Raw genomic sequence first — 13,593 nt, 5'->3', positions numbered from 1 at the left:
CTTAAGAGCGATGGCGTAACCGCCATGAGCCGGTGGCGATCGCTCTAGTAATAACGTAGCGTGGGCGCGATGTACAGGCTCTTTCGAGCGATTTATGGACGGATGCCTGGAGCGGGGTAAAGCACCTAACAGAAATTGTTGGACTTTATTATTTATTGTTGAACTTTTTTATTCCTCTACAAATTGCATATCGCCTGCAAGATTGTGCTACGTTAATTATCGAAAATAGTTCTTTTCGATAATTGTATGTCGCCGACTGACTCATCAGATTCACTCAATAAGGCTAATCCGTTCGCCATTGCCGCTGAACGTGACCTGTTGGCAGAGTTACTGGTGGGCAAGCGCAATAAAAGTACCCGTCACGAGTACGCTAAAGATTTAAAAAAATTTTTTCTCTCGGTTTGCGCTCAGGAACCAACACCCGCTTTGGTCATGCAGTTCCTGCAAATGGACAGGTACGCTGCTGTCACTCTGGTTTTGCGCTACAAGGCTTGTTTAGTTGACCAGGGGTTGAGGGAAGCAACTGTAAATCGCAGATTGGCGGCGATTAAGTCACTGGTTAACTACGCCTATAAGGTGGGCAAGTGTGACTGGACTTTAGCTGATATTAAAAGCGAGAAAATCAAACCTTATCGGGATACGACGGGAATCAGCCCAGAAGCATTTAAAAAAATGTTAGCAATGCCAGACAGGGAAACAATAAAAGGTAAACGCGATTATGCGTTGCTACGGCTGTTGTGGGCCAATGCCCTGCGCCGAGAGGAGATTTCTTACTGCAATATTGAGGATTTGGATTTAGAATCACGGACTTTGAGTATCCTGGGGAAAGGAAGGGGAACCCAAAAGGAAAACGTCGATTTACATCTCAAAACTTGCAAAGCACTCCAGGATTGGTTGTTAGCGCGTAAAGAGTTAGACATCAAACAGCCGCTATTTATTTCACTGCGACCTCGTTACGGGCATCGGCTGACAGGAGATGGAATTCGCAAGATTGTCGTCGCTATTGCTCGTATTGCTGGAATCTCCAAAACCGTCAGCCCCCACAAAATCAGACATTCTTCAGTTACTGCGGCCCTGGATGCCAGTAGTGGCGATGTGCGAAGCGTCCAAAAGTTGAGCCGCCACGCAAATCTGAATACTTTAATGATTTATGACGACAACCGAACTAAAGCGCAGGGGAGAATTACAGCCTTATTGGAGGATTTGGTTTGAAAGTATTAGGCATCCAGCTAGCCGACGACAGTATCTCTCGGAATCATTTATAAAAACTAGTAACCTGACGCAGCTCGAGGATAATTTGAACAGCACCAACCACAGCTATAAGCCCAATCAACTCCATAGCTGACAAACCCGCGCCAGCTACAGCGAGAATCAGAATAACAGCTGCTGCCACAAAGCGATACCCCGCCCGGACTTTGCAGCGTAGTCTGGTGTCAGTGCTCACACCAGTAAGATAGATGATTCCAAGGGTAAAGAAACATAGCCCCAAGCTAGCGCAAATAAGCCAGCGTTCAGCAGACGGCAGTACCATATCTGTATCACTTGTTAGGGCGTGCTCCACCCCAACTCCGGTAGCGGCAATACCAATCACCAAGGGTAAGTGCATATAGACCCAAGTTTGATAAGCTCTTATGTGGCGGCAGGCACGAGCAGCCTGGATTGCTGAACCACCAAGGTTGTCAAAATACAGCCACCACAAACTAAAAGCAATACTCAAGCCAAACACGGCAGTATATGCTAGTGAGAAATTCCACTGCTGCTGTGCGACACCATTAACTACCGCTAAGACTGTCTCGCCTAACACAATTAAGGTAAATAAGCCAAAACGCTCAGGCAAGTGTGAAGCGTGGGGAGCCAGTTCCATATGCACAGACTTTCCTGCTGTCAATACTATTCCAAATTCTACTGTCAGCGCCAAGATCCAAAACCCAAATCGCAGTGGCATCGGTACAAATGCCGACGCCAGCCAAACCAATGCCCCTAGTCCAGAACCGCTCGCGATTCGGGTCGTTAGTGGTCGTGCTGTAACTATGTGCTTTCCAGCACGTAAGAACTCGAGGACGAGCAATACCCGAACAACAGCGTAGGAAAGGGCGAAACCAACTGAACTTTTACCCAACCCGTCGTGTACGTTCACTGCTAGTGCCGCCACTGCAAGCATTTGTAAGGCGGTCAGGAGTCGGTGTCCCAAATCATCAGTATCAAATAGATTGGCATAGAACGTAGCGCCAATCCAAGACCACCAAATCGGCACAAAGAGTAGCAAAAAGCCAAGGAAGCCCGATAATGAGACATCCCGATTGAGATTGTGAGCAAGCTCCGAAATCACAACCACGAAAAATAGATCAAAAAAGAGTTCCAACCACGTCGCGTGCCGTTCTTCTTCCTTACCTTCACTAATACGTAATTCAGGAGATTTCAACCATTTATTCATACCACACACTCCAATACTGTTCGCTTCCGTAACTTGGCGGGGTAAAGGGGAAAGGGCAATGGGTAAAGGTGTTTTCAATGCTTTTCGGTTAAGGGGGAAAGGGGAAGGGGAAAAGGAGAAAGAAAAACCTTTAACCCAAACCCAGTAACCTTTTCCCAAAACCCAATTCCAAGTTAAAAATGCTTAACCGAACAGTATTGAAGGTGTTTTATCCTTTCCCCTTTAACCTTTACCCAATCCTCACAAGTGCATTTTTGGGTTGGCAGACTAGTAGTTCGCTTTCGTGACGAAAGCGGGGTAAAGGGGAAGGTGGGGCCCCCTCTGGGGATAAGGGGCGGGGGGAAAGGTTTAAATCCCTTACCCCTTACCCGAATAGCACGCTTGTTAAGCTGAAAGGTAAGCGGCGTAGGGATTGCAGAGGGGCAGGGGAGCAGGGGAGCAGAGGGGAATTTCTAAATATCTGAACGCAATGCCTAAAATTTCTTCTTTCTCCCCTGCTCCTTTGCTCAAGAGCACAAGAGCTGCCTCAACGATTTTCCCTTTTCAAGCGTGCCATTCCCCCTTACCCCTTCCCCTTTCCCCAGCCCTCACAAGTGCATTTTTGGGTTGGCAGACTAGTATTGCCACACACTCCTTAATCAACTGTGTATAAATTGCATCGTTGTATTATCAGATGGTATAAATTGGCATTGATGGCATTCAGATATTGTTTCGGACAAAGATATGGGCAGAATAACCTGAAAACGGGTGTTTCCTGGTTCGGAGAACAAGCGGATCTCGCCTTTATGCTTTTCAACAATTCGGTAACTAATGACTAGACCTAAACCTGTACCCTGGCCCACCCCCTTAGTGGTAAAGAACGGCTCGAATATCCGCTCTTGGATCTCTGGCGGAATGGCTGGACCGTTGTTGGCAATTTCTACTAGCACACACTTATTTTCTTGTGCTGTGCGAATCCTGATTTGTCCTCGTCCACTCATTGCATCAATCGCATTGTCAATCAGGTTCGTCCATACCTGGTTGAGTTCGCTACCATACACCGAGATTAGCGGTAAGCTTTGGTCATAATCGCGTGTTAAACTAATGCCGCCCTTGAGCTTATGACCGAGAATAGTCAGCGTACTTTCAACTCCCTGGTGTATATCCACCTCCTGCATCGGAGCCTGATCCATATAGGAGTACTCTTTAATAGCTTTGACCAGTTCGGAAATGCGCCCCGAACTTTGGTCAATTTCATCCAACAGCTCAATTCCTGTGAGTGTGGCGTCGAGCCAAGCTAGAACTTCAGTGAGTGATTCTGGGGATAAATGCTCCACAATGGTATCCAAGCATTGAGTATCCAGTCCTCCCCGGACTAAGGAAGAAACAATTTTCCAGCCATCAGGTACGTTGTGTAAATCCAGCCAGGCTGTCACCTCTTGCTCGTGATCGCTCTGCGCTAGTAAATCTTCTAAGTCACAGGGGGTTTCGGCACGTACAATTACTGAGTGCAGCAAGTTGTCAAGAAACAACAGTTGTTCTTTTGTCATTTGCTGGTGATTGAGTTTGAGTCCAAGGTATGGCAATTGTTGAAAGATTTTGTGCAAGTGCTTCCCACCTCGGACGACGGCTGTTGCTGGGTTGTTCAACTCGTGGGCTAGACCAGCTGCTAAAGTGCCGAGTGCAATTAGCTTTTGGTGGTGTTGTGACATAGATTCCAACATTTGCACCCGTTGCGCCGTGATGATTAAAAGGTCACGCGTAATCGACGGACAGGTTGTCAGCATTTCCCAGAAAGTATCTGTGTCCCATTTCAACATATAGCTCGGTTTCACGGCACGCACGTTGACGAGATGGTGAGGAGCATCTAATAGAATCAACTCATGACCTGTATATGTTCCAGCACCAAAACTCATTACGTGTTTTTCTGCATTGCCGACCTTCTTGGTAAACTCAATTTCGCCTTCTATCAGCACATAGAAATAGTCTAGTGGTTCTCCCTCAATGGCTATGTATTCTCCCGAAACCAGACATAGTTCGCAGCTGTGTTCAGATAACCATTGCAATTGCTCATTTGTCAATTGTGCAAAAAGTGACACTTGACGCAAAGCATCTAACATAATTACACCTTACTTAGATATTGATGGATGAACTGAATAGCGATCGCACCCTCTCCAACGCCAGAAGCAACTCGCTTCACAGAGCCGTTACGCACATCTCCAGCCACAAATATGCCTGGTACACTGGATTCAAGCAGGAAGGGTTGGCGATCCAGTTTCCATGCCTTTGAACATTGTTTATTGGCTATCAAGCTTGGTCCGGTTAAGATAAACCCTTGTTCGTCTCTCTCCACAATCCCAGCCAACCAATCAGTGTGTGGCTTTGCGCCAATTAAAATGAACAGCAGCTTTGTGGGAATGGTTTCCTGTTCGTGGGTTTTAGTGTTAGCGATCGTAATTGCTTCTAGGTTAGTCTGGCCATGAGCCTCGACGATGTGGGACTGAAACTGTACTGTGATATTGTCTGTTGCTAAGATTTGGTCTATCAAGTACTTTGACATACTTGTAGCCAGTGAGTTGCCGCGTACCAACATAGTCACATGGCGAGCATACTTAGAAATGTACACCGCAGCCTGCCCGGCTGAGTTAGCTCCGCCAACTACATAAACATCTTCATTTTGGCAGGAGAGTGCTTCCGTCATTGCCGCACCGTAGTATACACCGGCCCCAGTCACATTCTCAATGCCGGGCACATCAAGCTTGCGATATGAGACACCTGTGGCAATCAGCAATGCGTAACAGCTTAATTCTGTCCCGTCTTTCAGCTTGATGATGCGACAAGAATCTTGCAAGCGAATGTCAATTACCTCTTGAGGCGAGAGAATCTCTACCCCGAATCGTTTAGCTTGAGTAACGGCGCGGCGAGCTAATTCCGATCCAGCAATTCCTTGGGGAAAGCCTAAATAGTTCTCGATACGGGAACTCGTCCCTGCTTGCCCCCCTGGAGCCTCTTTTTCAATCAATACTGTGCGTAGGCCTTCAGACGCTCCATAGACTGCTGCTGCTAAACCAGATGGGCCAGCCCCCACGATCACCAAGTCGTAAAAGGGCATTTGGGCCTGCATCTTCAACCCGATTTTTTCAGCAATTTCGGCGTGCGTTGGCTGTATGAGATACGAACCGTCAGGGCATATTACTAGTGGCAAATGCGTGGTATTACATTGAGCATAACTAACCCACTGACGCGCTTCTTCCTCTGCCTCAATGTCCAACCACTGATAAGGCATATAGTTGCGGGACAAGAAGTCCTTAATGTGATGACTCTTGGGCGACCAACGGGAGCCAATAACGCGAATACCTTCAAAGGGTGGCCGGTATGACGAAACCCAATCGTCTAATAAATCGCTAAGAACTGGGTACAGAAGATCTTGTGGCGGCTCCCACGGTTTCATAAGATAGTAATCAATCTTTGCTGTATTTATCGCAGAGATAGCAGCATCGGTGTCCGCATAAGCTGTTAGCAAAACTCGTTTTGCAGACGGGAAAATTTCCATAGCCTGTTCAAGGAACTGCACGCCCGACATTTGTGGCATCCGCTGGTCTACCACACAGAGGGCAACTGTCTCGTTACGTAATTTTACCTGTTGCAATACTCTCAAAGCATTTGCACCTGAGTCGGCTCGTAGTACCCGAAAGCGATTGCCATACTCATGTCGGAGATCTCGCTCTATTACTCGTAGAACTCCGGGGTCATCGTCAACAGTAAGTAGTACAGGATTAACCAAAATTGCTCCTTTCTAGGAATGATGTTTGTAATTATTTAACTAGCCATAAAAACTGGTTTTTGGTATAATATATTACAAAAATTAGCCAAGTGAGGCTAAGTGTGCTGGGGAAGTTTTTCTTTCCCAGCACCCCCCGCTCTCCCTGCTCCCTTTACTCCTTTTAACAAATAACTTTCCTTAACCGAACTGTATTGAGCGTAGTCCTAATAGCTTTGGATAAACCGCCGTTTCCTTGTTGGAACTATGTATCTTTTATCTAATTAGGACTACTAAAATGTTTTTTAACGCAACTTACACACTTGCCAGCTGAACAGTTTCATACTCATCCAAAACGGTTACACTATCGCAAAATGCACTCATCATCAGGAATTGTTTCACGTTCTCCGGTGCGCCGACCATGTAGAGGTCAACATCAGAACCCAGTTTTTGTTTAGCGAAAATCAGAGACCGTAGACCAGCAGTAGTAATACATTCCAGGTCTTGTAGTAGTAAGACCAGACGAGTGATTGGCTGTGCTGTAGCTTTAGCGATCGCTTCCTGAAAATGTACCACACCATTAGCATCCAATAACCCAGTTAAGGAGATTTTGGCAATACCATTACTGACTTCTAACAGGGTTGCGTCGAAAGATACTTGAGTCGGAAGAAGTCTGACTCTAACTTTCAGATCGTCTTGAGTAACTGGCAGTTTGACTGTTAGGTTTGCAGCATCAAAATCGGCATATCTTTGCCCATTGATCCATACATCGCCAATCCGCACACTGCCTGGTGGTAAGATATCTGGTGCAACTCGCAGAATGTTGTCCTTAAAGCCACCTGGTTTTGGTTTAAAGTACAAATCCATTGGCTGTTTAGTAATCAGCAGATTCGTATAAACGCAAGCTAAGTAGGCCAATTCAAACGAGTGATAACCGCTCATTGAGTGGCTCCCCTTGCCTCGTTCCGTTCCTAGCAAGTAGGGAATCCCATTTGACAGAACATTAAAGTAGATACCCCCAGCCACGTAATCGAGGAACCAAGCATTATAGAAAGCTGCCGCTTCACGGGCTTGGCGTTGATACTCAGGTTTATCAAGTGAGCCATTCAAGATCAGGTAAGCTAAGATAGCTTGTTCTTGTTGCCACCAAGCTTTCCGGTTATGCCAGACAAAGCGGTGTACCTCTTGCCCTGGTTTTAAGGTGCGTTCGACTACATCGTACCACCCCCCACGCTGTTGGTCGCTACCGACTGCTGGCATGATTTCTGCAATCTTTTCTGCCAGAGTCACATAGTTTTCTTTTGGTTTCAGGTGGTTCATCCGCATTAAGTTCCAAGCAATTTTCAGGTTATGACCTACAACGGCTCGATTCTGCTGCCATCCCCAAGTTGTATCGTGAGTCCAGTCCTCATAAAAACGTTCTTGAACAAATGGGCTATGGTCATAATCTGGGAACCGCTTTTCAATAGTGTCGAAGGTGTACTCCAGGAAATTTGCGTATTCTTCTTTGCCAGTCGCTAGCCAAAGATTGATCAAATAAGCTGGGGCATGATCACCTACGGAGTTCCAGTTCTTCTTGGCGCGATTGTGGCCTAGAGTCTGAGAGTGAGGACTGAGAGTAATCGGATCGATGTGGGAGAAAAATCCTCCTTTCTCTGTCTTGTCCAAGAAATACTTGTTAAACAGATTAATCGTCAAGTCGATATCTTTGATGATCCGTGGATCGCCTGTTATCCGATAGGTTTGGGTGGGACCAGCCAGCGCATAAATTTGCTCATAAGCTGGAATAGCGTCATAATCATCCCCAAATTCTGAGGAGAATATTTTCTGTTCGCTGCCACCTGGTTTGACATCAACACCATGATACCAATAGCAAATTCCTTCGCCTTCATCGAGAAAACGCATGTGTTGGCGGAGGTATTCAGTGCCTTTTTCCGCAGCTTCAAGATAGCGATCGTCTCCAGTCATCATGTAGGCTGTGGCAAAACCATAAACTAGACGAGAAATGGTGTCAGTTTCCTGACGAGTACTATCTTCTTTGGAACCAACTAAACCAATGCCAGTGCGATATTTTCGATAATCAATTTCGCCATCTTCAAACTGGGCTTTGAGGTAAAAATCGCCAAGGCTTCGTATCTGCTTGACCCACCAATCTGAGCTTTCAAAAAGATACTCATTTTCTCTTCTACCCAGAAAAACTATGTGTTTAGCTTCAAACTTGTGCTCACCTGCTTCAGGATAAAAAATGCCATACACGAAAAGATAGCAATTTGGCACGAGCATTGAATTTATTTGGCTAGTGCAATCAAAGAAAGGCTCATCTAAATTCCGTACTAGTTCAGCATAGGTCATTGAGGTCAATGCTACTTCAAATTTCCTGCCATCTGACGTTTTGAGATCAAAAGTACCAGAATCTCCCTTACTTGAATCAAAAGCGGTAACATACCCAGCAATCAAATCCGAAAACGAAAAGCCTACATTACTCATTGAATTAACTCCAAATTGGAAATTCATTAACTGATAACTATTTAGAAATCAGAACAACAACGCTACGCTCTTTAACGGAATAGACATTATCTGAAACTACAGTTTCTTCCCCTGGCTCTGCAATATCTATTGGAGAAGGAAGAGCAGTATCTACGACTCTGTACCATTTTCTATCTTTAATAGAAGGAATTTCAAACTCTAGATCCTCCCAGTACATGTTGAGCATGACATGAATATCTGCTTCTCCTTCAAAGCCGCCGAGAGTAAATGCAATAACTCTCGCATGAGAGTCGTGCCAACCTGGTTTGAACAACTTGCAGCCATGCCAAGCAATGTCTGCTAAACCGCGCTCGTTAACTTCACCAGTGAAAAAATTACTACGGCGTAAAGCAGAATGGCAGTAGCACTTGCGGAAATTAATCATCAGTTTGAAGAACCTGAAAATATCAGCATTCTTCTCTGCAAGATTCCAATCTAACCAACTAATTTCGTTATCTTGGCAGTAAGCGTTGTTGTTACCCTTTTGAGTACGTCTGACTTCATCACCAGCCACAACCATTGGCACACCCTGAGAGAGCATGAGAATGGCTGCAAAATTCTTAACCTGTCGCCGACGTAATCCATCAATTTGGGGATTGTCAGTTTCTCCTTCAACCCCACAATTCCAACTCAAATTGTCATTGATGCCATCCCGATTGTTTTCACCATTCGCGTCATTGTGCTTGTGGTTATATGAAACTAAATCATTGAGGGTAAATCCATCATGACAGCTAATGAAGTTGATGCTGTTAATTGGTAAATGTCTGCTCGATTGGTAAAGGTCAGAACTTCCAGCAATGCGCCAAGCAACTGCCCCAACCATTCCTGCATCTCCTTTGACAAAGCGCCGGATGTCATCTCGAAAACGTCCGTTCCATTCTGCCCAACGATATCCAGGGAAATCGCCAATTTGATAAAGCCCACCGGCATCCCAAGCCTCAGCAATGATTTTGGTATCAGCTAGTGTTTCGGATGTTTCAATGTGCCAAATCACCGGCGGATGGCTCATTGGTACCCCGTCTTGGCTGCGAGATAAGATGGAGGCTTCATCAAAGCGGAAACCATCGATATGCATCTCTTTCACCCAAAATTCCAGGCAATCTACAATTAACTTTTCTACTATGGGATGGTTGCAATTGACGGTATTGCCACACCCGGAGTAGTCCATGTAGTACTGCTTATCCCAAGGCACTAGGTGATAAAAGATATCATTAAAAAGACCTTTAAAGCTGATGGTTGGGCCTTCATGATTGCCTTCGTCGGTGTGGTTAAAGACTACATCTAGAATGACTTCAATCCCTTCTTTGTGTAAAGCCTTGACCAAATCTCGAAACTCTCTGATATGATTTCCGACATCAGGGAAAGCACAATATGAAGCTTCAGGAGCAAAGTAACTGTGGGGGTTGTATCCCCAGTAGTCTTTTAGTTCTTTACCGTTGACTTCTCGGAGAAGGTTCTTTTCGTCAAAGTCAAATATTGGCAGCAGTTCAACAGCTGTGATTCCTAACTCTTTCAGGTAAGGAATTTTCTCGATCATTGCAGAAAAAGTGCCTGGGTGTTTGCAGCCTGAAGAAGGCGATCTGGTAAATCCGCCAACGTGTACCTCATAAATTACGGTGTCGCTCATTGGGCGGTTAAGCGGGCTATCGCCTTCCCAGTCATAATTAGATGTATCAATAACTACACTACGCATAGATGTAGTCAGGTTGTCTTTTGACCCTAAAGCATCGTTGCGCTGCCAAAGAGTGTTGGTGTTTCCTCTAGCATAAGGGTCAAGCAGTACCTTATTTTTATTAAAGCGGTGTCCTGCTCCGTGTAAATCAGGATTCCCATTAACTCGATAAGCGTAGTGAGCGCCCGGTTTTAACCCTCTGACATAGACATGCCAAAAGTGGAAGGTTTTATTGAATTTTGGGTTTAACTGAATAATTTGTCTTGGCTGCGGAGCATCATCACGATCAAACAGCAAGAGTTCGACAGAGGTAGCATGTTCTGAAAAGATGGAAAAGTTTACTCCATCTTTGTCTGGTATGGCACCGAAAGGGTGTGAACATCCCGATTCTAATTGGTAATCAGGTATTTCTAGTTCAACCTGATATCTATCTGTAGTTAAAGTCATTCTTTCTCTCTGTCCTTATAGCATTTAACTGGTGGGCCATTTAGCACGCTTTTAGCCATCAAAAAATTATTAATGATATTTTTAGCAATTTATTAATGGCCAAAGTTGTGTTAAATTACCCCTTAATTGTTGACTACAATATTGCCCTGAAGAAGGCTTAGTGGTTGGAAAACCTACTTATACATCTATTCAGTAATTACTGAGTCAAAACTTTGCAACTAAAGTGAAAATTTTAAATCTACTCATTTCGGTAATTTAATTGCCTGTTAAGTAGTTTATACAAATTAATTTTAATGAATGATTAATATAGTTACAAGGGTTTAACTTTTGGATGAGGGTTGTATTATTTTGATAATAAATAAGTAATAATATTTTTAACTATTTACAATATTTAAATTTTAGGACGCGTTAGCTCAGGCTAACGCATCCAGGCTTTATATACAATGTAGAAGGAAAATGAGAAGTTTTTACAAGTTATAATCAAGTTTTATCTGCTTTGGTAAATTAACAATCCATCACCGGATTTAATAAATCATTAATCTTTCCTTGCTGTTTCTTAATACCATTTTTTCGCGTTGTTCCCTTTTTGGATTGTACTAATACGATTCGGTTAAGAATATTTGTAGGTTGGGTTGAGGAACGAAACTCAACAAACCCTGCAACTACACATTTTTATTTTTTGGGCTTAACCGAACCGTATTGGATGTGGTTTAGCTTATTTTTAGAAGTTTTAAGCTTACGCTTCATCAGCCAGCCTATGCTACCTATTGCTAGTACACCACCAATAGCACTCGGCTCAGGAACTTGAGTAGTATTCTCAACACTTAAGAAAGTTTGTCTAGTCAGACCCAAGAATAAGCTTGTACCGCCGACTACTTCAGATGCAGCTGCATAGGTAAAGGCGTTGACACCAGCAGTCAATGGATTAGATGCAATCCGTGAGCCTGTGGCAGTATTAAAGCCAGAATCAAAAATATCGGCGTCGAGGATGTTTATGCTGCTACCTAAACTCGTCAGGGCTGCGTTAATCCGTGCGTTTTCCTGTTGAAAATTATTATTATCTCCTAGAAAAAAAATAGACCCGTTGTTTTCCAAGAAATTTCCTAGAGAGGCAATCTCGGCATCAGTGAAGGAATCATCTGGCAAAGGGCTGATAAATAAATCGGCACTAGAAAGTACAGCGGGAGTAATTAGATCGCTAACAATTGTAGATGTTACACCAGTAAGACTGTTGTAGAAGCTATTAATTTCAGATTCAATAGCTTCTACAGCAGTATCATCCCCGCTACTAGTACTTTGTACAATAACATTGATTCCACCTTCCAAGATATTGGTAAAAAATTGTACATTTCCTGGATTTATCGGTTGATTAGATGAAGCCACCAACGGATTCACGATATTAGCATCACCGGAGACGATAAAAGTGCCTGCGTAAGAACGTGAACCGATGCTGAATGCTAATATTACCGAGGCGGAGTAAAGCGCTCCTTTGATGAGTTTAGACATATGGATGAGTTGCATGATTTTTTAGAAATAGTGTGTCAGAAGAGGCAGGGGAGCGGGGAGCAGGGAGCAGGGAGCAGGGGAGAGGATTGGAAGGAGCAAGGAAGCCGACCAATCGAGAACGCCCTGGAAGGGCGGGGCTTAATACCCATGTTCCGCTCCGCTTCACGGCTTCTCTTCGAGACGCTACGCGAACGGGACAGGGATTGCTCCCCCTGCTCCCAGCAAGAACTGCCCCTCCGCCTCTTCGGTAATGAATTAAACTGTAAAAAATCAATTTTCTTTGTATATACTTTTGATGAATTGGGAAAAATCACACATTTTGAAAATTAGTGATTTCCCAAAACTATCAAATTAATCTGATAACTCCTGTTCTGCACATTGCTGGATTAATTTGGCGATTAAACCTGTCCAACCAGTTTGATGGCTAGCACCAATACCAGCGCCATTATCTCCATGAAAGTATTCATTGAACAGAATCAGGTCGCGCCAATTCGGGTCTGTTTGGAATTTCTCTGTTCCACCATAAAAAGGTCGTCTACCAGAACCATCTGCTAGAAAAATTTGGATCAGTTTTTGAGCTAATTCAATTGATACTTCCTTAAGCGTCATCATTTGACCTGAACCGGTGGGACACTCAACTTTGAAATCGTCGCCGAAGTAGCGATAGAATTTTTGTAGGGATTCTAGCAGTAGATAATTAATCGGAAACCAAATTGGCCCGCGCCAGTTGGAATTACCGCCAAACATTCCTGTGCTAGATTCAGCAGGTTCGTAATCTACTCGATACTCTCGACCATCTACGGTTAAAGCGTAAGGATGAGACGCATGAACTTTAGAAACAGAGCGAATACCATAAGGTCCGAAAAATTCTGTTGCATCTAACATTTTTTCTAAGATGCGACGGAGTTTATCTGGATAGGCAATCGCTAGCAACCGACGCTCACCAATTCCTTGTTTCTGCATACAAGCAATATTTCGGGTCAGATCAGGGCGATTTTTCAGAAACCATTGCGTCCGCTCTTTAAAACCTGGGAGCTGCTCTAAGGTCTCTGGTTCTAAAATGCTCACCGCACATAATGGGATTAGCCCTACTAGCGATCGCACTTTCATTGGGAATTGATGACTATCAGGTAAATGTAGAGCATCGTAGTAAAAGCCATCAGTTTCATCCCATAGCGCGATTTCAGCTTCACCAACGCCGTTCATGGCATCAGCAATGTATAAAAAATGCTCAAAAAACTTGCTGGCAATGTCTTCGTAGGTAGAATT

General features: G+C 44.3%; 8 protein-coding genes. 1 reads left to right on the top strand and 7 read right to left on the bottom strand.

What is annotated here, in order from left to right; all coding sequences use genetic code 11:
- The first annotated feature begins 246 nt into the window (after window positions 1–246).
- Window positions 247–1,212: a tyrosine-type recombinase/integrase gene (locus H6G97_RS20630; RefSeq protein ID WP_190942555.1), complete on the top strand. Its 966-nt coding sequence runs from the start codon at window positions 247–249 to the stop codon at window positions 1,210–1,212.
- Window positions 1,213–1,255: 43 nt separating this feature from the next.
- On the opposite strand, the gene H6G97_RS20625 is transcribed toward H6G97_RS20630, so the two are convergent.
- The 7 genes from H6G97_RS20625 to H6G97_RS20595 all read right to left on the bottom strand — a co-directional run.
- Window positions 1,256–2,593, bottom strand: a complete 1,338-nt coding sequence (locus H6G97_RS20625; protein WP_338421791.1) for a low temperature requirement protein A — start codon at window positions 2,591–2,593, stop codon at window positions 1,256–1,258.
- Window positions 2,594–3,072: 479 nt separating this feature from the next.
- Window positions 3,073–4,533 (bottom strand): ATP-binding protein, encoded by a 1,461-nt coding sequence (locus H6G97_RS20620; protein WP_190942554.1) that lies wholly within the window; start codon window positions 4,531–4,533, stop codon window positions 3,073–3,075.
- Window positions 4,534–4,535: 2 nt separating this feature from the next.
- A complete protein-coding gene (locus tag H6G97_RS20615; RefSeq protein ID WP_190942553.1) occupies window positions 4,536–6,197 on the bottom strand; it encodes an FAD-dependent oxidoreductase in 1,662 nt (553 codons plus the stop codon).
- Between the two features lie 291 nt (window positions 6,198–6,488).
- On the bottom strand, window positions 6,489–8,660 hold the full coding sequence (locus H6G97_RS20610) for an AGE family epimerase/isomerase (protein ID WP_190942552.1): 2,172 nt from the start codon (window positions 8,658–8,660) through the stop codon (window positions 6,489–6,491).
- Between the two features lie 37 nt (window positions 8,661–8,697).
- The gene (gene glgX, locus H6G97_RS20605; protein ID WP_190942551.1) at window positions 8,698–10,818 is read right to left on the bottom strand and encodes a glycogen debranching protein GlgX; all 2,121 of its coding nucleotides are present in this window, start codon (window positions 10,816–10,818) and stop codon (window positions 8,698–8,700) included.
- Window positions 10,819–11,490: 672 nt separating this feature from the next.
- Window positions 11,491–12,339: a PEP-CTERM sorting domain-containing protein gene (locus H6G97_RS20600; protein WP_190942550.1), complete on the bottom strand. Its 849-nt coding sequence runs from the start codon at window positions 12,337–12,339 to the stop codon at window positions 11,491–11,493.
- 336 nt (window positions 12,340–12,675) lie between these two features.
- Window positions 12,676–13,593, bottom strand: a 918-nt coding sequence (locus H6G97_RS20595) for an MGH1-like glycoside hydrolase domain-containing protein (protein ID WP_422394198.1), incomplete at its 5' end; no start/stop codon positions are given.

This window comes from Nostoc flagelliforme FACHB-838, from assembly GCF_014698065.1.
Classification (GTDB): Bacteria; Cyanobacteriota; Cyanobacteriia; order Cyanobacteriales; family Nostocaceae; genus Nostoc; species Nostoc flagelliforme_B.
The sequence above is the reverse complement of the archived record's forward strand: the minus strand, read 5'-3'. Positions and strand labels throughout refer to the sequence as shown.

What these genes read in the sequence shown, in the direction of transcription:
- H6G97_RS20630 (WP_190942555.1), top strand. Translation starts at nt 247, where the DNA reads ATGTCGCCGACTGACTCATCAGATTCACTCAATAAGGCTAATCCGTTC.
- H6G97_RS20620 (WP_190942554.1), bottom strand. Translation starts at nt 4,533, where the DNA reads ATGTTAGATGCTTTGCGTCAAGTGTCACTTTTTGCACAATTGACAAAT.
- H6G97_RS20610 (WP_190942552.1), bottom strand. Translation starts at nt 8,660, where the DNA reads ATGAGTAATGTAGGCTTTTCGTTTTCGGATTTGATTGCTGGGTATGTT.
- glgX (WP_190942551.1), bottom strand. Translation starts at nt 10,818, where the DNA reads ATGACTTTAACTACAGATAGATATCAGGTTGAACTAGAAATACCTGAT.
- H6G97_RS20600 (WP_190942550.1), bottom strand. Translation starts at nt 12,339, where the DNA reads ATGCAACTCATCCATATGTCTAAACTCATCAAAGGAGCGCTTTACTCC.